The following is a 19,661-nucleotide window of genomic DNA, read 5'->3' on the forward strand; positions in this document are numbered from 1 at the left end:
GCAACAAGTAAGATATTCAAAGAATTTTCTTCTGAAACGTTCCCTTCGGCTGTCACGAATCAAACAATTCGTGAAGTGAAGTCCCAAATGAAAAATCAAGAAGCGAAGACCTTTAAGAAGATGTGGTGTTGCTTTAATAATCAGAATCTAAAAATAGAGAAAGCGGGAGCTTTCTACACAGTTGCTTTTCCCACTCTAGAAAAGAAGATTGGCGTTCCTGTAGTGGCTCGTCCTTTTCAACAAGCATGGTTAGAACGAATCATAGCGGGCACTGCCAAGCAAGGAGCCGGAAAGCTCTACAAGAAGAAACAGAAATGGGTTCTGGCTATTGCCATCTCATTTGATGTGCAGAAAAGCCAAGATCAAAAAGCGATGGGAGTAGACTTATAGCTGTAGCCAGTGTGGGAACCCAGTCTCTCTTTTTTAAAGGAAATGAATGTGCTTATACTCGGAGGCGCTATTCAGCTAGACGTAGAAAACTGGGCAAAACCAAGAAACTTTCAGCAATTAAGAAGTCAAAGAATAAAGAATCCCGTTGGATGAAAAATCAGAACCATCGGATCAGTCGGCACATTGTCAACTATGCACTCGCCCACGGTGTGGGTGTCATTCGCATGGAAGACTTGACCGACATTCGCAACAGAGCCAAATCTAAAAAAGAAGCAGGGAGAAATCTTCACTCATGGGCGTTCTACCAACTCAAAGAATTCATCCGCTATAAAGCGGAGATGGCTGGGATCCGCTTTGAAGAAGTCAAAGCGGAATATACCAGTCAAACCTGCAAATGTGGTCATCGTGAAAAAGCGAATCGAAAGGGGCTTCGCTTCCAGTGTAAGCGGTGTGGCTATACCTGCCATGCAGACTTAAACGGAGCAATCAATATAGGTAAGGCGATATCCGGACTCGCCGCCTAGCGTACTGGTAATAGGTACGCCGCCCATATGGGTACATGCAACGATGTTGTAGAACTGTATGGGATGGGCTGATGAGACAGCCCTGAACTTGGAAGTTGTCCAAAGCAGAAATGGATTGAGGACATTAACTATCCAAGAATCCCACGGCTTCAGCCGTGTGGAGTCTCAATTAGGGGTTTGAGTACAACCATCAAGCTAAGACAAAAACCCCTATGATCAGGGTGCTCACAAAAAAGATCCTGCGAATGCCCAATTGGTCTATCCATTTGCCAACAAGAGGCTGGAACAGGGCGAATATAAGAAAGCTAACAAATGAAATCATGGATGTCATCCCGCGCCCCGACGGTGAATGCGGCAGTGTAAAATGATCGTTGACAATTGAAAAAGTTAGCGGTTTTTTCACGAAAAATAATGGGAAAAACGGGAGTCCCTCTTGCAATTGCGAAGGAAATTTGCTATTTTATTAAACTGTATTATCTTTTTTGCCTTTTCTTATAATTGATTGGAGAAGTTCTGTCCGCTTCATCGTAAAATAGGTGCAAAATTAACGGTTTGAGGCAGGAAATGAGTCAAAAATAAAGAAAAATGTATAGTATTATTTTAATGACGACTTTCACATCGGGGTGAATCACATGACTTATCTCTTACTCATCATCCTGACCTATTTCATGGTGGCCGCGAATCGCCGTTTGTTGGGTATTCCGGGCTTTTTCTATTACAACTGTGTGCGTCCGTTTTTGAAGCTGGCCTACCGCGACAAAGTGAATCGCGTGGAAGAGGTTTACTATTGGGACATGGCGGAAGCGGTTGGTGAGAAGGCGCAATGGGCGATCTTGCCTTCTTATGTGCTTGCGGCCGATTTGCTTCCACAGATGGAACTGTGGGTGCACATCACGGCATTTTGTTTGGTTCACTATTTATGGTGGGGCGTATTGGCGTTTCAGCAGGTGAAAAAATACATTCCGCAAACACCCGCCCTGCGGCCACGGACTACGCCCGCACGGGCACAACAAGCATAAGGATGGGTTGAGATGGACAAGTTCATATTCAGGGTTGCCAGCATGAGAGAGGGGGTCTCGCCAATCAGGTAGAGCCCCCCCTCCATTTTTAGATCGTCCAACGGATCAGTGAGCTCATATGTACAAAGCCGCCGCCAAATCCGGACAACAACAACAGGTCGCCGCGTTTCACTTTGCCTTCATCCAAGCCCATCTGCAAGGCGAGCGGGATGGAAGCAGAGGAGGTATTTCCGAAATATTCAGCACTAAAGAGTGTCTTTTCCTGAGGGAATTTAAGCCGCTCACAGATGGCGTCGACGATGCGCAAGTTGGCGCTGTGCGGGATAAACCAATCAATTTGCGAAAGCGTATGCTCGGCCTGTTCCAATAAGTGCGGGATTTCCCGTGTCAGGGTGCCCACCGCGATCTTGAACACTTCCCGCCCATTCTGGATCATGCAACCGTTTTTAATAATCTCTTTGCCCTGGAGATGGGTGGCGAGATCACTTTTATACAGATGAACGCCGGCGGACCCATCTGTCGTCATAAGGGTTTGAATAAAGCTGGCCTCTTCAGGCGGACAAGCTTCAACCATCGCGGCACCGGCTCCGTCCCCGAGTAAAATGCAGGTGGAGCGATCAGTATAATCCGTGATTTTGGTCAACGTTTCGGCGGCGATGACGAGAATCTTGCGGTGGAGTCCAGAGGTGATCATCCCATTGGCAACGTGAAGGGCGTAGACAAAACCCGCACAGGCGGCGGAAAGATCCACGGCTCCTGTGCCCTGAAGACCAAAGTGATCTTGGACCAAGCATGCGACACTGGGAAACGTGGTGTCGGGAGTCACGGTGGCAACCAAGACCAGGTCAACCTCGTCCAGTGTAACCGGATAACGCTCAAGCAGGTTGTTCACAGCATTGATTGCCAGATGGCTTGTCCATTCGTCTGGTGCGGAAACACGTCGTTCGCGAATGCCGGTACGGGGGACGATCCATTCATCGGAGGTGTCGACAAGTTGTTCCAAATCGGCATTGGTAAGCCGTTGTTGCGGCAGATACGTACCGATGCCGGAAATTTTCGCTTGAGATTGAATCATGTAAGCCTCCTTTTTAACACCTGATATTAAAACCTGGTACTAAAATGAGTATACCCTATATTGGCCTAAAGGAAAAGGGAGACTTCCACCTCCCTCATTATCCCCCTGCCTGATGCGGAAAGCGAATCATTTGAGCAGCTGGCGAATAAGATGGAAAAGAGGACTGCCAGCGGGGTTCTCAGTATGATATAATTAATGTAATATATAGAAAATTTGGAAATTAAATCGATATTTGTCAAAAGGGAGGCCGTTATGTCGAAGTGGAAACGCTGGATCAGCGCCCTTCTTTTACCTGTGTTCGTGCTGCTTGGCGCAGGGGAGGGGCTTCTTCATGCGGAAGAAGCCTCCAAGCTGGATTTGAAGGTATATAACGAAGATGGGGGGCTGGTTTTTTACACGTCCTTTCCTGACCTGCCGAAGGATGACACCAAAAAAGCAAGTTGGACATATGCGATTGATGGGATCGGAACCCAAGTGGTAAAGGAATGCATTGTCAAAGAGTGTGACACCACTTTTGATGGCAAACTGTTCGCGATCGGCAAAACTTATCGGGTGACGATCACCGTTGAACCGACGGCGCCGGAGGCGCAAACCGAAAAGACGGTGGTAACCAAATCATTTAAGGTGCCGCCGCCCGACAATGAGGATGAGGTTCGTATCCAGTGCGGGGTGGCTTTTGACCCCAAGAGGGCGCGGTATTATCTGTATGCCCGGTTAACCGTTGATCCGCAGGCGCATGTGGAAGGAAGCTGGACGTATATTGAAAAGGAAACAAAGCGGGCGTTTCGGCAAGTGGGGGATCGGGATACCTCCTTCATACGGATAGGCAATACACCGGGAAAAGTACAGGCTGACCTGCAGTTTGATGGCATTATCAATCACCATCAATATTTTGTCGAGAAAGAGTGTCATTATGTCAAGGAAGGAATACATGCCACCGTTTCATCTGGTCAGAAAGGATTAAAAGTGACCGGCAATCTTCTGTACGGCCAAAGTGCAAGTGGCAACTGGCGGTTTGATTTGAAAAACGCCAGTGGGAACATCGTGAAATCCGTGGAGTTGAGGAAACAACAGGAGACGGAAGTTTCCCATCTGTTCCAGGGTCTCAAAGTCGGGAAATACTCAGCGATTGTTTTCTTTACAGGCACCGTAGACGGGAAAACGCGCCATTTGGGCGATGATGTGGTCTTTTCCTTAAAAACGCCCCACACGCCGGGAATGGAACCTCCGCCCCAAACACCGCCGGACAACCCAGATGACGGCCAAGATGGTCCGGCCCAGCCTGATGACCCACAGGGGGCAGACCCGCCGGGGCACCATCCGGATACGGGGGAAGATGGTTGGAGCTTTCGGGATTTGCCCACCGAATGGGCCTTGGGGTTGTTTGGGATCTTATTTGTCTTGGGGGTCGTTTTGTGGATTTGGGTCTACCGCAACATGTGAATTTTTCCGCAGAAGGTTCCGATGATGAAACGGTTGATTTTGCTGTGCGGATAGTGGTTTGAGCATCCAAAAGAAAAGAAAGTTGAAAAAAAATATTTTCCCCCCTTGACGCATGAAAAAAACAGAGAAATAATATTATTAAATGATATAAAATTTACCCATTTCTAAATGATTGCGCTTAGTTGAAACTCTATCCAGTTGGAGGGGTTTTTTTCACGCCACTTAATGAATGACTGTTCATTCAGACAAGAGGCGAATTTGAGAGGAGGAATCATCGTTGGCACGCATCAAAAAAGCGGCAGTCTTGGGTGCAGGCGTGATGGGAGCGGCGATTGCCGGTCACCTCGCTAATGTGGGCATCCCCACCCTGCTCTTGGACATCGTTCCACGTGAGTCGATGGAGAGTAAGGATAAGAAGGAACGCAATCGTCTGGCTCAGTTGGGAAAAGAGCGCTTGTTCAAAGAGAAGCCGTCCCCTCTTTACACCAAAGAAGTGGCGGCGCTCATCGAAGTCGGCAATATGGAAGATGATTTCCACCGTTTAGCGGAAGTCGATTGGGTCATTGAGGTTGTTGTAGAAAACCTTTCGATTAAACAAAGTTTGTATGAACGTTTGGAGCAAGTCTGGAAACCGGGAACGGTGGTAAGCTCCAATACATCCGGCATTTCGATCAACAAAATGGTGGAAGGAAGAAGTGAAGCGTTTCGCCGCCATTTTTTGGGGACGCACTTCTTTAACCCGCCCCGTTATATGAAGCTATTGGAGATTATTCCCGGGTCCAGCACCGATCCGCAAATTGTCAGCGAAATGAAGCGATTTGCCGAGGAAGTGTTGGGCAAAGGGGTTGTGCTCTGCAAAGATACGCCGAACTTTATCGCCAACCGCATCGGGACCTATGGTTTGCAGGTCACCCTGCAAGCGATGTTGGAGTTGGGCTTGGGGCCGGATGAAGTGGATACCGTGACCGGACGTGCGATGGGGCGGCCCAAAAGCGCCACCTTCCGCACCCTCGACTTGGTGGGTTTGGACACATTTGTGCATGTGGCAGGCAATGTGCATGAAAACGCAAGCGATGAAGAAGAGAAAGCGGCATTTGAAGTTTCTCCGTTCCTGAAACAGATGGTGGAGAAAAAATGGTTGGGTGAAAAAACAGGCCAAGGCTTTTACAAAAAAGTAAAAACGGAGGCCGGGAAAGAGATTTATGCCTTGGACTTGGCAACGATGGAATATCGGCCGCGCAAAAAATTGAAAGCGCGCTCATTGGAACAGTCCAAAAAGGCCAAAAGCTTGCCGGAGCAGTTGCAAGCACTGGTGTATGCGGATGATACGGCGGGCAAACTGGCTTGGTCGATCACCAAGAAAGTGTTGTTATACTCCGCCAAGCGCTTAGAGGAGATCGCGGGAGACATCGTCAGTGTCGACCAGGCGATGAAATGGGGTTTCAACTGGGACTTGGGCCCATTTGAAGCATGGGACGCCATCGGGTTGGTCAAATCGGTGGAGCGGATGAAAGAAGAAGGAGAAACGATTCCGGATTGGGTGGAAGCATGGATTGCCGCCGGGCACACCCATTTCTATCAAGTGAAGGAAGGGAAGCCGTACGCATTCCAGATCGGTGGCCAATGGGGCGAAGTGGAAGAGCATGAAAAAGTGGTTTCACTGGCCCGATTGAAAGAGCAAGGAAAGGTCATCAAAAGCAACCGTGGAGCAAGTTTGATCGATATCGGAGACGATATTGCCTGCTTGGAATTCCACTCACCGAAGCAAGCGATTGGCGCCGATATCATCTCCATGATCAACACTGCCGTTAAAGAAGTGAGTGCCAATTACCGCGGTCTGGTCATCTCGGCCGAAGCGGCCAACTTCTGTGTGGGTGCCAACCTCATGTTGATGCTGATGGAAGCGCAAGACCACAACTGGTTTGAAATTGACTTGATGGTTCGCCAATTCCAAGGCGCGATGGGTTCCTTGCGCACACTGGACCGTCCTGTGGTAGCGGCCCCGTACGGTTTGACGCTGGGTGGAGGAGTGGAAGTTTGTTTGCCATGTGACCGTATCCAAGCCGCCGGGGAAACGTACATGGGATTGGTGGAAGTGGGTGTGGGCCTCATTCCGGGCGGCGGCGGAAACAAAGAGATGTTATTGCGCTGGACCGAAGGGGTCGATCCAAATGATCGCGTTTCGTTGCAACCCCTGGTCAACCATATCTTTATGGCCATCGGGCAGGCCAAAGTGTCGACCAGCGGGCTGGAAGCGCGCCAGTACAAGTTCCTCCGCGCTTACGATGGTATCACGGTCAACCGCGACCATCTCATCCATGATGCCAAACAGGTGGCCTTGGGTCTGGACCGCGCCGGTTATCAGGCGCCAAAACCACGAAAGATCCCCGTGGTCGGTGAAACCGGGTATAACGTGTTGAAATTGGGGGCTTACGGCTTGTTGAAGTCAGGCCACATCTCCGAACACGATTACAAAATCGCTGACAAACTCGCCTATGTTTTATCCGGTGGCAACGTGCCTGAAGGAACCTTGGTGAGTGAACAGTACCTGCTTGACATTGAACGGGAAGCCTTCCTCAGCTTGATTGGGGAACCGAAGACGCAAGCACGGATGCAATATATGTTGTCGAAAGGCAAACCGCTTCGCAACTAGAGGGAGAAGGAGGAGAGATTATGCGTGAAGCTGTGATTGTCGCTGGGGCGAGAACGGCGGTCGGCAAAGCGGGGAAAGGCTCGTTGAGACATACCCGACCAGATGACCTGGCCGCAGAGGTGGTAAAAGACTTATTGCGCCGCGTCCCGCAAGTAGACCCGAAAGAAATTGAGGATGTCGTGTTGGGGTGCGCTTTCCCCGAGGGTGAACAAGGCATGAACATGGCTCGCATTGTCGCCTTGCGTGCCGGCTTGCCGACCGATGTGCCGGGGATGACGGTCAACCGTTTCTGCGCTTCCGGTTTGCAGACGATCGCCATCGCCGCGGAGAAAGTCATGACGGGCTTTGCCGATATCATGATTGCGGGTGGCGTTGAAAGCATGAGCCTCGTGCCGATGGGAGGGTACAAACCAGCACCCAACCCCCATCTGATGGAGCATTTGCCGGAAGCCTACATGTCCATGGGCCACACCGCCGAAGAAGTGGCAAAGCGGTATAACGTGACGCGGGAAGAGCAAGACCAATTTGCCCTTGCCAGCCACCAAAAAGCCTACGCCGCCATTCAGTCCGGCAAGTTCAAAGACGAAATTGTCCCCATCACCGTCAAACAACACTCCTTCAATGCCAAAGGAAAGTTGCAATTCACTGAACAGGTGTTTGACACCGATGAAGGCGTGCGCCCAGACACCAACCTGGAAGCGCTCGGCAAATTGCGTCCCGTGTTCCATGTAAAAGGTACCGTGACGGCGGGGAACTCTTCACAAACCAGTGACGGGGCGGCGGCGGTCTTGATCATGTCCCGCGAAAAAGCCGAAGCCTTGGGCGTGAAGCCATTGGCCATTTTCCGTGGGTTTACCCTGGGTGGAGTGGACCCCGATGTCATGGGGATCGGACCTGTGGCGGCTGTGCCGAAGCTACTCGCCAAAACCGGTGTCAGCTTAGACGAGATCGACCTAGTTGAATTGAATGAAGCCTTCGCTTCCCAATCCTTGGCGGTCATCCGCGAACTTGGCTTGAATCCGGAGATCGTCAACGTCAACGGCGGCGCTATCGCCTTGGGCCACCCGCTCGGATGCTCCGGAGCGAAGCTGACCGTCTCCATCTTGAACGAGCTGGAGCGGCGCAACGGACGGTATGGCTTGGTCACCATGTGCATTGGTGGCGGAATGGGCGCTGCGGGTCTGATTGAACGGATTTCTTAAGAGTTTTGTAAGAAAAACGTTATTTCTTGGTACTTTACAAGACTTAAATGGGTAGTTTAGTTGTTTCGCCAAGAACGGCCAGTATCGCGGAGGGAGTCCATGATTGGGCACAGCACTCCGCTAATCGCGGAGTACTGTCATGCTAAGCTCATAAAAGACTTTCACTAAGCATGACTTGCAACAACATGGACGACCGACTAACAACATAATCTTAAGCCAACCCTCATTTCATTTAAGAATTCGGGAGGATGACAGCAATGGCGGACAAAAAAGTAAAAGGCGGCGCATTCCTGCTGGAACAAGCCGAATTGCAAGACGTATTCACCCCTGAGGAATTTAACGACGAACAAAAGATGATCGCCAAAACAACCGAAGACTTCGTCAAAGATAAAGTATGGCCCGTACTGCACGAAATCGAAGAGCACAAATTCGAACATACCGTGCGCCTCTTGCGTGAAGCGGGCGAATTGGGCTTGCTCGGCGCCGACGTACCGGAGAAATACGATGGGCTCGGCTTAGACAAAATCAGCTCCAGCCTCATCACCGAGAAAATCTCCCTTGGCCGTGCCTTTGGCCTGTCCCATGGCGCCCACGTCGGCATCGGAACCTTGCCTATCGTCTTCTTCGGCAATGAAGAACAAAAGAAAAAATACCTCCCTGGCTTGGCGACAGGGCAAACTTTTGCGGCCTATGCCCTCACCGAACCAAGCTCCGGGTCCGATGCCTTGGGGGCGAAAACCACCGCGGTCTTGAGCCCGGATGGCAAGCACTACATCCTTAATGGAGAAAAACAATGGATCACCAACTCCGGCTTTGCCGATGTCTTTGTCGTCTATGCGAAAGTGGATGGCGACAAATTTACCGCCTTCATCGTCGAACGCAACTTCCCGGGCGTATCCGTCGGGCCGGAAGAGAAAAAGATGGGGATCAAAGGTTCTTCCACCCGTACCCTCATTCTGCAAGACGCCAAAGTGCCGGTGGAAAACCTGCTCGGTGAAGTGGGCAAAGGGCACAAAATCGCCTTTAACATCCTGAATATCGGTCGTTACAAACTGGCGGTCGGCACCTTGGGCTCTTCCAAACGGGCCTTGGAAATCTCTGCCAAATACGCCAAAGAGCGCAAACAGTTTAACATTCCGATTGCCAAATTCGGCCTCATCCGTGAGAAACTGGCGACCATGGCCACCAAAATCTATGCGCTGGAAAGCTTGGCTTATCGTGTGGCAGGCTTATTTGAAGCCGGTTTGGAAGGTGTGGAAAACGCAGAAGGAGCTGTTGTGGCCGAAGCGATCGGCGAGCTGGCCATCGAATGTTCCATCGCCAAAGTATTCGGCTCCGAAGTGCTGGATTATGTAGTGGATGAAGGGGTGCAAATTCACGGTGGTTACGGATTCATGAACGAATACGAAATCGAAAACATGTACCGTGATTCCCGGATTAACCGCATCTTCGAAGGAACCAACGAAATCAACCGCTTGCTCATTCCGGCAACCCTGATGAGAAAGGCGATGAAGGGAGAATTGCCGCTCTTGCAAGCGGGGATGGAACTTCAAGAAGAACTCCTCAGCATGATGCCACGGCTGCCGGAAGAGGATGCCCCCACATTGGAAGCGGAAGAGCATTTGGTGGAAAACGCCAAAAAAGTCTTCCTGATGGTTGCCGGCCTCGCTGTGCAAAAATACGAAGAGCAACTGAATAAAGAGCAAGAGATCCTGCGTGACATTGCCGACATTGCGATTGAAACCTTTGCCATGGAAAGCGCGCTCTTGCGCACCAAAAAAGCCATCGCCAAGAATGGCGAAGACAAAGAGCAACTCAAAATCGACTACACCCGTGCCTTCATTTACGAGTCGTTCCAGCGCGTGGATGCGTTTGCCCGTCATACGTTAGCCGCATTGGAAGAAGGCGACGTATTGCGCACCCAACTGTCCGTGCTGAAAAAATTGACCCGTCATGAACCGGTGAACGAAGTCGCATTGAAACGGTCCATTGCCGCTCAGATCTTGGATGCGGAGAAATACGTAGTGTAAATCACCGCCTTAGGCGGCGAAAACCCCTGGTCCCTGTAAAGGACGAGGGGTTTTTGCCGTGATTCCGGGAAACCTTTCACGGAAACAATTCTTTCCTGCCGCTTTGTCGATGAATCCAACGATGAAAAAACCACTCAATCGCGCTATAGATGACCGAAATGGTCAATGAGAGTTGAAAGAGCGGGACTTGCTGCAGCTTATACAGTTGAATGCCAATGTCGCTGTCAAACGCATAGGTGCCGATCAACCAGACCACGGTAAAGCTCACCAACAGATCGGACAATGTTGAGAACAGATTGCCGAGTCGGTGGAGAAAAAAGACATCCATGGCATAGCCGAGCAAGGTTAACACGATGCTGGTAAACAAGACCCAGTTGGTGGGAACATGATAGGCGTAACCCAAAATGAGATAAAGAATGAGACTTGTATAGATAAATTTTATCAATAACTGGAATGGATGGCTCATCTACATTCGCCCCTTGCGTTCATCGTCTGTCTTTAGCATGCCACGCTTAAAATGGGGTTATACCCAGGCGGTCGGCAAGAGGCAACCCATCCCCACCCACTTCCCTTGGCCGGGATGGGGGTGGGTTACCGAGCCAATCTGTGCAGAAGAAGAATCCGTTTATAGGCTTTGGCGCTTAAGTTTTTGAACACTAAGCCGCCTGGCTTGATATTGATCTCATAGATCCACAGATGGCCGTTGGCATCGATGCCAATATCCAAGCCGTATTCCGCCCATCGGGGATAACGGGGGCTGATCACGGACACGGCTCGACGGGATAAAGCGATCATCTGGGCCATGGTGTGAAACGCTTTCTTGCGGTTATAGCCCAACTTCTTGGTCAATAGGGGATAGACATGGACAGATTTGCCCCCACTATACGCATTGGTGGCGATGCGGTGAAGTGGTGCCACCCGCCCGACGATGCCTGCCGTCACCCATTTGCCGTGGATCCGCGCCAAGTGAACGCGGATATCCACCATTTGCCCGGATGGCGTTTGACTGCGGATTCCGCGCTGAATCAGATAGCGGCGGGGCATTTTGTGTTTGAGGAAATTTTTGTATAGTCTCCTCAGGGAGTGGTAGTGACGGGGGCGCACATCATCCCGGGATCGCAGTGAAAAGAGGTGAGGCGAATAGCGGTCAACGCGAAATAGCCCCTTTCCCTGGCATGAATTATCCGGTTTTAAATAAACAAAGTGATATTTTTGCAACATGCTGGAGAGATTGGTTTTGGTGAGGGGAAGCATATGGGGCAGGTGATTTCTCAGTTGAGGGTCTTGCCGGAGCAATCGCGCGTTATTTTGCTTGCTTTTGATATTTCCCATCGAGATCATGTTCCTTCCCTGTCGATGTTCTTGCTTTATCCTATGCGGAAAGGAACATCAGGCATGGTGGGATGCCCAAGAGAAGTTGCCTATTTTGGAAATGGGCCGCAACCGGCGCAACAGATGGAGTTTAAACTCCCTTAACTGTTGGGCGGCCTCTTGCGACGCGGTGAGGTTAAATGGGTCATGGGTGGCGAGATGAGAAAATGTATGTAGCAATCGGGTCGCCCGGATGATTTCCTGTTCCTCATTGGGACTGAGCGCATCGAGGATAAATTGGCAGTGATCGCGCAATATGGGCAACCAAAAGCTCTGCTCAAAGCGAATGTCCTTTTTGATGTCAGGCATGTTCCTTCCTCCTCGCACAGGGATTCAGTACCATGCTTATGCGGGGGAGTCTTGTGGTAGTATTGTGGGCGGAGCGTATGTTTATGCGATAGATCTGCATAGTTATAAAATTTTAAGTTTAATTATATTATTTTCCATCTGGTATTGATTGGCTCGCTGAGGGAACAGGGTGGAACGGATGCGGGCAAGTGGAGGAAGAGTGAATGGCCCATGCAGAATAACGAAGTGAGATCAGGTGTTTGGCTGCTTTCGTGAAAGAGGGATTCACTCAACCGATACGGGAAATTCCCTTTTCTTTGTAATTCTATTATTGTATAGTATTAGATGAAAAGACCTTTTTATTATATTGTTTGAAATAAAAATAAACAAGGCTCGTTTTGCCCATCGATTAATGGTAGGGTGGATAGTAGGCTACAATAACAAATGCAATGATTTTGGCCTTAGGAGGGACACGCATGATCGAGTTTCGTAACGAACCATTCACAGACTTTTCTCAGGAAGCGAATCGTCGTGATTTTGAAACCGCTTTAGAGAAAGTGAAATCTGAGCTGGGTAAGGAATATGACATCATCATCGGTGGCGAGCACATCAAAACGGATCGCAAAGTCAAATCGATCAACCCATCCAACCTGGACGAAGTGATCGGAATTGTATCCGAAGCGGATACGGCTTTGGCGGAAAAAGCGATGCAAGCGGCACTCACCGCTTTCGAAAGCTGGAAAAAGGTGAGCCCGGAAGCGCGTGCCCGCGTCCTGTTTAAGGCCGCTGCCATTTTGCGCCGCAAAAAACATGAGTTCTCGGCTTGGATGGTGCTGGAAGCGGGCAAAAGTTGGCCGGAAGCGGATGCGGATACGGCTGAAGCGATTGATTTTATGGAATTCTACGGTCGTGAGATGATCCGTCTGAGCGACCGCCAACCATTGACCTCCATCCCAGGTGAAGACAACAACCTGTATTACATTCCGCTCGGCGTGGGTGCGGTGATTCCACCATGGAACTTCCCGCTCGCGATCATGGTGGGAATGACCACGGCCGCAGTAGTGGCCGGGAACACGGTTGTGTTGAAGCCGGCAACGCCGACCAATGTGATTGCCTACAAATTCATGGAGATCTTAAAAGAAGCCGGTTTGCCGGACGGTGTGGTCAACTATGTGCCAGGACCAGGCAAAGAAGTGGGCGAATTCTTTGTTACCCATCCAAAAACCCGGTTCATCTCCTTCACCGGTTCTCGTGAAGTGGGCTTGCGCATTAACGAATTGGCAGCCAAAACCGTACCGGGGCAAAAATGGATCAAACGCGTTGTGGCTGAAATGGGCGGAAAAGACTCCATCGTGGTGGACAGCGACTGCGATATCGATTTGGCCGTCGACAGCATCGTGAAATCCGCATTTGGTTTCTCCGGACAGAAATGTTCCGCATGTTCCCGTGCGATCGTCCATCAAGACGTATATGATGAAGTGCTGCAAAAAGTGGTGGCGAAAACGAAAGAGTTGAAAGTGGGCGAAGCGAAAACACTGGGCATCGACTTGGGGCCGGTGATTGATGATAAAGCATACAACAAGATTCTTGAATACATCGAGATCGGCAAACAGGAAGGTCGCCTGATGGCGGGTGGCGGCAAAGCGGATGGAAATGGTTACTTCATTCAGCCGACCGTATTTGCTGATGTGGATCCGCAAGCTCGGATTTCCCAAGAAGAGATCTTTGGTCCTGTCGTTGCTTTCATCAAAGCCAAAGACTTTGACCATGCCTTGTCCATTGCCAACAACACCGAATTTGGCCTGACCGGGTCCGTGATCACCCGCAACCGGATGCACTTGGAGCGCGCGCGCGAAGAGTTCTTCGTGGGGAACCTGTACTTTAACCGCAAATGTACGGGTGCGCTTGTGGGGGTTCATCCATTTGGTGGATTCAACATGTCCGGTACGGACTCCAAAGCGGGAGGCCGTGACTATCTGTTGCTCTTCACCCAAGCTAAGTTGGTATCTGAAGCACTATAATATAAGCGTAAAATGAAATAAAAAGCTGCCGGGAGCCATCTTCCCGGCAGCTTTTTATTTGATATTAAAATGTTTCTGTTGAGAAAGCTTGGTTTGATGGCTTGCGGTACTGCAATGTGAACAGGTATGGGTGAATAAGAAGGTTCTTTTTTATATGAGAAAATATTTATATTTATAAAATAATACCATGTTTCCGATTGTTGCGCAAAGGGAATAACTGATAAGGATTTTTGAGACGAGGCGCTTATCGGGAAAAGATTTTTCCTCCTTCTCCCAAGGGTCAACTTGATTTGCCAGACTCGCCCTAGTTCCTATTTGCACGCTCTCATGATTTTACCCAGTGGAAGAGAGTGGTTCGCCACTAGAACCCATATCATGACATACAGAGGAACGAGCGCCGCTCGTATGTTCGATTATAACAAAATTTGGCTTTTGCCACCCCCAAAGGCGATGATGAGTGACGCCGTCTTTCAATCCCTCGATTAAAACCATGGGCTTTTAATCAGCATTTTTGTAACTTATTGTAGCGCTCTGTAGTTTATTGAAGCAGATAGACTAGTATTAGATATAAACAAAAAGACAAACTTGTAGCCCAACAATTAACATTGACATTTTTTTAAACAAATTATATATTCAACTTAGTCAATTATTGTTCAATTCTGTCTTTATTTTTCCTTTTTGCATAATAATGATAGGAGGGATGAGAGATCATTCACTTTGAAAATGTAAACAAGTGGTTTGGAGATTTTCAAGTGTTAAAAGAAATCAACCTGAAAATTGAAGCAGGTGAAGTGGTTGTGATCCTGGGGCCCAGCGGCTCGGGCAAAAGCACCTTATTGCGTTGCATCAATAAGCTGGAGACCATTTCAGACGGAGAATTGATTGTGGATGGATTTAAAGTGGGCGACAAAAAAACCAACATCAATCTGTTGCGGCAAGAAATCGGCATGGTTTTCCAGCATTTCAACTTGTATCCGCACAAAACGGTGTTGGAAAACATCACGCTGGCTCCGCTGAAAGTCCGAAAGATGGCAAAGGCGGAAGCGGAGGAAATCGCGCACCAATATTTGACCAAAGTGGGGATTCCGGAGAAAGCGAACAGTTACCCAAGCCAATTGTCGGGTGGACAGCAACAACGTGTCGCGATTGCGCGCGGGTTGGCCATGAAGCCCAAGATCATGCTGTTTGATGAGCCCACTTCTGCGTTGGACCCGGAAATGATTGGGGAAGTGCTTGACGTGATGCGCACCTTGGCGAAGGAAGGCATGACCATGGTCGTGGTGACGCACGAAATGGGCTTTGCCCGTGAAGTGGCTGACCGCATCATCTTTATGGATGAGGGCCGGATCTTAGAAGATGCCACTCCTGAAGAATTCTTCAACAATCCAAAAGAAGAACGCACCCGTGTCTTTTTGAGCAAGATTTTAAAACATTAACCATTCTTTAAAAGTATCCCACGGCAAAGGCAAGTCGCAGGGAGTTGCCGCGAAATGTGGATCGTCCGAAAGAGCGGTCCCGTCAAAAAAGGAAAATGCATAGAAAAAGGGGAGAATGGCATGCGTAAATGGTTCGCCGTCTTATTGGTTGTCGCCTTGGCAGTGTTTACCGCCGCTTGCGGTGGAACGAACGAAGCGGACAAGCCGGCCAGTGGCAATCTGCTGGATGAGATTAAACAACGCGGGAAACTGGTTGTCGGAGTGAAATATGATACCCACCTGTTCGGATATAAAGATCCTCAAGACGGACAAGTCAAAGGGTTTGAAGTGGATTTGATGAAAGAGTTGGCCAAACGCCTGCTGGGTGACGAGTCCAAGCTGGAATTGAAAGAAGTGAACTCCAAAACACGGATCAAACTGTTAAACGGCGGGGACATTGATTTGATCTGCGCGACGATGACGATTTCTGAAAAGCGGAAAAAGGAAGTGGATTTCTCCCGCGTTTACTTTATGGCCGGACAATCCCTGCTCGTACCCAACAACAGCCCAATCAAATCCGTAGCCGACACGAAAGGGAAGAAAGTGGCGACCGCCAAAGGGGCAACCAGTGGAAACAACCTGAAAGCGGTGCAACCAGATGCGCAAATCCAGTTGTATGAGAACTACGCCGATGCGTTCACCGCTTTGCGTGCTGGCCAAGTGGATGCCTTGACCACGGACGACAGCATTTTGATGGGAATGCAGCAACAAGATCCCAACTACAAATTGGTAGGCGGTCAATTCACCAAAGAACCTTACGGCATTGGCATCAAGAAAGGCAACACAGAGTTGCAAGCGTATGTAAATAAATTCCTGGATGACATCATTCAAGATGGCACCTACGGCAAGTTGTATGAGAAATGGTTCAAACAAGAGCCGCCAAAAGATTTGCCGCGTGAAGCGGTACAAGCCTCGCCCAGCAAATAAGTAGATACACCAGCTTCAAAACGGGGATGTTTCCAGCTTGTTCCCAACAGGTGAATGAATGGGAACATCCCCTGTTCAGTATGACGCTACTCCGCCCCCGGGGGTTTTTGCTAAAGTGCTTTCGCAGGCGGAGTTTCCATTAGAGAAGGATGGTTGAAAGGAGTGGTGTGAAGGTGGATTTCAGCTTTTTGGAGTCTTACGGGGAAGAATTCTACGATGGATTATGGACGACCATTTCCGTTAGTTTGCTCGCACTTATTTTTAGTCTCATCTTGGGGACGGTCATTGCCGTTTTCCGCATCTCCGGTGTCAGATTACTGGAGGGGTTCGGAACGGCGTATGTCGAGTTTATCCGCAATACCCCCCTCGTGGCGCAAATTTTCTTTGTCTTTTTCGCTTTGCCCGCAGTGGGGATCAAGTTTTCGCAGTTTATGGTGGGGACGATTGGTTTATCCATTTACACCAGTTCCTATATCGCTGAGGTGATTCGGGCGGGCATTCAATCCGTGCCGCGCGGGCAGATGGAAGCGGCGCGTTCTTCCGGCTTAACCTATATTCAAGCGATGACTCACGTTATTTTGCCACAGGCGTTCAAACTCATAATCCCGCCGCTGGGCAACCAATTTATCAATCTGGTGAAAAACTCGTCTGTTTTGGCTGTGATCGCGGGCGGTGAATTGATGTACTTCACCGATCAGGCGACGACGGAATCGGATGTGACACCGGTCTATCTCTTCGTTGCCGTCGTCTATTTGGTGCTGACGATTCCGCTCAGTCTCTTAGTCAATTACTTGGAACGCCGTTGGATGAAGAAGGAAGCGAGATAGGATAGGGGGAGAACGGATGGATTTTTCATTTTTGACGCGTCCGGACATTATACAAACCTTGTTTGAGGGATTGCTGGTCACTTTGGAAGTCGCGTTTTTTTCGATTCTGTTCAGCTTTATTTTTGGAATCATCTTGGGCACCTTGCGTTATACGAAATTGCCGGTGCTATCCCAAATCGCGACGCTGTATATCGAGACGATCCGTAACTTGCCGCTTCTCTTGATCATCTTCTTTGGATTTTTCGGCTTTAAAGAATGGGGTTGGGAGCTGCCGATCACCACATCGGTCATTATCAGCATGACGATTTTCACTTCTTCGCTGGTGGGAGAGATTGTGCGCAGTGGCTTGAATTCCATTGACAAGGGGCAGATCGAAGCGGCAAGGGCATCTGGATTGACCTATGTGCAGACCCTGTGGTACATCGTTTTGCCGCAAGCTTTAAAACGGATGATTCCACCCATGGTGAGCCAATTTGTCTCCTTGCTCAAAGACACCTCCCTCGCGGTGGCCATCTCTTTGCCTGAATTGATGCATAATGCCCAGATCGTATACAACCGGTACTATAATATGACGGTGCCTCTCTTGATCTTCGTGTCGCTGATCTACTTTGTGATTAATTACAGCCTTTCCCAAGCGAGCCGGCAGTTGGAGAAAAAGTTAGCAGGATAGACAAATTTTGGAAGGATCATTTGTCATATAATGTACATGAGAGAGAAAGCGAACGAGATTAAAGAGGGTCTGGGGCTGATGGTTATGGAGGAGATCAAATCGCTCATCTATGCGGTACTTGAACGATTGGATGTCCAAGGAGCGAGCGTCGAGCAATTAAAGACAGACATGAACCGGATGCATGAAGAGATGGTGCGCTTGGAGCAGCGGATGGAGAATTGGGAACACCGCCTGATCGGGATCGAACGCGATGTGAAAGAGATCAAACATGAGATCGTATCGATGAAACAACAACAACAACGGCTTGATGAACAATTGGTGCGGGAAGAAGACTGGCAAACAAAAATCATGCAGGCGCTGGCACTTTGTTCGCAAGAGCAAAAAAAAGAGTTGACCAAGCTGATGAATAAAAGTGTGGGCTAACACGAAGAGTACTGTGCGGAACAGTACTCTTACGTTTGCGCGAAATGGGTCTCGGCCTCTCCGTAAGGGCTGCCGATCATCAGAAAAGTACTGTGGGAAACAGTACTTTTTTATTTTCGGGTTTGACCGATGATCGGCGGTCACCTATCGCTAATTTGTGACATCTTTAGAGGGATGGTAGACGCTTTTTCTATCGTTCGATATGATCATTGTGTGGGGAAATGAGTGAAGCTGAAGGTAGGGACGGAGAATTAGATGAACGAAATCATTTACTCAGTACTGGATTGGCTCATGGGTTTGGGATACCTGGGAATCGCCCTGGGTCTGATGGTGGAAGTGATTCCAAGTGAGATTGTGCTGGCTTATGGGGGTTTCTTGATCGCCAGCGGAGAGATTCATTTTGCCGGAGCGGTGATCGCGGGAACCATCGGCGGCGTATTGGCGCAGCTTTTCTTATACTGGGCCGGTTACTACGGTGGACGCCCATTGATTGAGCGGTATGGAAAATATGTCTTGATTAATCAGCATCATCTGGATGTGGCGGAAAGCTGGTTCGACCGTTATGGGACGGGCGTGATTTTCGGGGCACGGTTTATCCCCGTGGTGCGCCATGCGATTTCGATTCCCGCCGGGATCGCCAAGATGCCCGTCGGCAAGTTTGCCCTGTTGACGACCTTGGCCGTCATCCCTTGGTCCGTGTTGTTTTTGTATTTGGGCATGGTTCTCGGAAACAACTGGAAACAAATCAAAGAAGTGGCTGCTCCTTATATGACCCCAATTGGCGTGGGGGCTGCTGTGTTGCTGGGTATCTACTTTTTGTTCCAATGGATGAAGAAAAAGAAAGGAACATCCAGTGTGTAAGAGAATCTTCCATTTTCCTTTCTCTTTTTCATAAACAGAAAATGGATGTATAATACTATAGAGTGAATCATCACCTGCTTCCTTGCCTAAAGGGGGGAAATAGATGGGCATTAACGGATGGGAATGGATTCTGATTTTTGTGGTGGCCCTCATTCTGTTTGGACCGAAAAAGTTGCCTGATCTGGGACGCGCGCTTGGAAAGTCGATTCGCGAATTTAAAAATGCGACGAATGGCTTGATGGATGATGACGATAAGAAAGACAAACCTCAAGCGGCGACGACGGTGACTGAAACGGCTTCAGCGGTCGAAAAAGTCGAAACGGGAAAAGAAGAAGTGAAGCCACAGGCAAAATGAATATAACAGAAGAAAGCCAGACAGTCATCAGACTGTCTGGCTTGAGAATGTTGACAAACCCTGCGAATCAACTTTGTTGATCGCAGGGTTTTTGTATATAAAAGGGA

17 protein-coding genes and 1 pseudogene are annotated in these 19,661 nt (G+C 49.3%); 14 read left to right on the forward strand and 4 right to left on the reverse strand.

What is annotated here, in order from left to right; all coding sequences use genetic code 11:
• Together ACFQNG_RS15850 and ACFQNG_RS15855 are read left to right on the forward strand one after the other, a co-directional pair.
• A pseudogene (locus ACFQNG_RS15850) lies at positions 1-914 on the forward strand (RNA-guided endonuclease TnpB family protein); the annotation flags it as partial.
• 632 nt (positions 915-1,546) lie between these two features.
• Positions 1,547-1,933: a hypothetical protein gene (locus ACFQNG_RS15855; RefSeq protein WP_379866518.1), complete on the forward strand. Its 387-nt coding sequence runs from the start codon at positions 1,547-1,549 to the stop codon at positions 1,931-1,933.
• Positions 1,934-2,021: 88 nt separating this feature from the next.
• Here the strand turns inward: ACFQNG_RS15855 and ACFQNG_RS15860 are convergent, their stop codons facing one another.
• Positions 2,022-3,008, reverse strand: a complete 987-nt coding sequence (locus tag ACFQNG_RS15860; RefSeq protein WP_379866520.1) for a ketoacyl-ACP synthase III — start codon at positions 3,006-3,008, stop codon at positions 2,022-2,024.
• Positions 3,009-3,260: 252 nt separating this feature from the next.
• On the opposite strand from ACFQNG_RS15860, the gene ACFQNG_RS15865 reads away from it, so the two are divergent.
• From ACFQNG_RS15865 to ACFQNG_RS15880, 4 genes are all read left to right on the forward strand, one after another.
• The gene (locus tag ACFQNG_RS15865) at positions 3,261-4,451 is read left to right on the forward strand and encodes a hypothetical protein (RefSeq protein WP_379866522.1); all 1,191 of its coding nucleotides are present in this window, start codon (positions 3,261-3,263) and stop codon (positions 4,449-4,451) included.
• A 319-nt stretch (positions 4,452-4,770) separates the two neighbouring features.
• Positions 4,771-7,104 (forward strand): 3-hydroxyacyl-CoA dehydrogenase/enoyl-CoA hydratase family protein, encoded by a 2,334-nt coding sequence (locus ACFQNG_RS15870; RefSeq protein WP_379866548.1) that lies wholly within the window; start codon positions 4,771-4,773, stop codon positions 7,102-7,104.
• A gap of 20 nt (positions 7,105-7,124) precedes the next feature.
• Positions 7,125-8,306 carry an acetyl-CoA C-acyltransferase gene (locus ACFQNG_RS15875; RefSeq protein ID WP_379866524.1) on the forward strand — a complete coding sequence of 394 codons (1,182 nt, stop codon included), beginning with the start codon at positions 7,125-7,127 and terminating at the stop codon, positions 8,304-8,306.
• 257 nt (positions 8,307-8,563) lie between these two features.
• Positions 8,564-10,336: an acyl-CoA dehydrogenase family protein gene (locus ACFQNG_RS15880; RefSeq protein WP_379866526.1), complete on the forward strand. Its 1,773-nt coding sequence runs from the start codon at positions 8,564-8,566 to the stop codon at positions 10,334-10,336.
• Between the two features lie 76 nt (positions 10,337-10,412).
• On the opposite strand, the gene ACFQNG_RS15885 is transcribed toward ACFQNG_RS15880, so the two are convergent.
• The 3 genes from ACFQNG_RS15885 to ACFQNG_RS15895 all read right to left on the reverse strand — a co-directional run bounded on the left by ACFQNG_RS15885 (position 10,413) and on the right by ACFQNG_RS15895 (position 12,016).
• The gene (locus ACFQNG_RS15885; RefSeq protein ID WP_379866528.1) at positions 10,413-10,802 is read right to left on the reverse strand and encodes a DUF2512 family protein; all 390 of its coding nucleotides are present in this window, start codon (positions 10,800-10,802) and stop codon (positions 10,413-10,415) included.
• Positions 10,803-10,927: 125 nt separating this feature from the next.
• Positions 10,928-11,668 carry a YheC/YheD family protein gene (locus tag ACFQNG_RS15890; protein WP_379866530.1) on the reverse strand — a complete coding sequence of 247 codons (741 nt, stop codon included), beginning with the start codon at positions 11,666-11,668 and terminating at the stop codon, positions 10,928-10,930.
• A 57-nt stretch (positions 11,669-11,725) separates the two neighbouring features.
• Positions 11,726-12,016, reverse strand: a complete 291-nt coding sequence (locus ACFQNG_RS15895) for a DUF2935 domain-containing protein (protein WP_379866532.1) — start codon at positions 12,014-12,016, stop codon at positions 11,726-11,728.
• Positions 12,017-12,471: 455 nt separating this feature from the next.
• On the opposite strand from ACFQNG_RS15895, the gene pruA reads away from it, so the two are divergent.
• The 8 genes from pruA to ACFQNG_RS15935 all read left to right on the forward strand — a co-directional run bounded on the left by pruA (position 12,472) and on the right by ACFQNG_RS15935 (position 19,554).
• Positions 12,472-14,016 carry an L-glutamate gamma-semialdehyde dehydrogenase gene (gene pruA / locus ACFQNG_RS15900; protein WP_379866534.1) on the forward strand — a complete coding sequence of 515 codons (1,545 nt, stop codon included), beginning with the start codon at positions 12,472-12,474 and terminating at the stop codon, positions 14,014-14,016.
• Positions 14,017-14,723: 707 nt separating this feature from the next.
• The gene (locus ACFQNG_RS15905) at positions 14,724-15,452 is read left to right on the forward strand and encodes an amino acid ABC transporter ATP-binding protein (protein WP_379866550.1); all 729 of its coding nucleotides are present in this window, start codon (positions 14,724-14,726) and stop codon (positions 15,450-15,452) included.
• A 120-nt stretch (positions 15,453-15,572) separates the two neighbouring features.
• Positions 15,573-16,418: a transporter substrate-binding domain-containing protein gene (locus tag ACFQNG_RS15910; protein ID WP_379866536.1), complete on the forward strand. Its 846-nt coding sequence runs from the start codon at positions 15,573-15,575 to the stop codon at positions 16,416-16,418.
• A gap of 149 nt (positions 16,419-16,567) precedes the next feature.
• Positions 16,568-17,245 carry an amino acid ABC transporter permease gene (locus ACFQNG_RS15915; RefSeq protein WP_379866538.1) on the forward strand — a complete coding sequence of 226 codons (678 nt, stop codon included), beginning with the start codon at positions 16,568-16,570 and terminating at the stop codon, positions 17,243-17,245.
• Between the two features lie 16 nt (positions 17,246-17,261).
• Complete coding sequence (locus tag ACFQNG_RS15920) at positions 17,262-17,915, forward strand: amino acid ABC transporter permease (RefSeq protein WP_379866540.1); 654 nt, start codon at positions 17,262-17,264, stop codon at positions 17,913-17,915.
• A 30-nt stretch (positions 17,916-17,945) separates the two neighbouring features.
• Positions 17,946-18,338, forward strand: coding sequence for a hypothetical protein (locus tag ACFQNG_RS15925; protein ID WP_379866542.1), 393 nt, complete (start codon positions 17,946-17,948; stop codon positions 18,336-18,338).
• A gap of 255 nt (positions 18,339-18,593) precedes the next feature.
• A complete protein-coding gene (gene uptA / locus ACFQNG_RS15930; protein WP_379866544.1) occupies positions 18,594-19,199 on the forward strand; it encodes an undecaprenyl phosphate transporter UptA in 606 nt (201 codons plus the stop codon).
• Positions 19,200-19,302: 103 nt separating this feature from the next.
• Positions 19,303-19,554, forward strand: a complete 252-nt coding sequence (locus tag ACFQNG_RS15935) for a twin-arginine translocase TatA/TatE family subunit (RefSeq protein WP_379866546.1) — start codon at positions 19,303-19,305, stop codon at positions 19,552-19,554.
• Positions 19,555-19,661: the final 107 nt, after the last annotated feature.

The organism is Laceyella putida (assembly GCF_042665195.1).
In the GTDB taxonomy this organism is placed as follows: domain Bacteria; phylum Bacillota; class Bacilli; order Thermoactinomycetales; family Thermoactinomycetaceae; genus Laceyella; species Laceyella putida.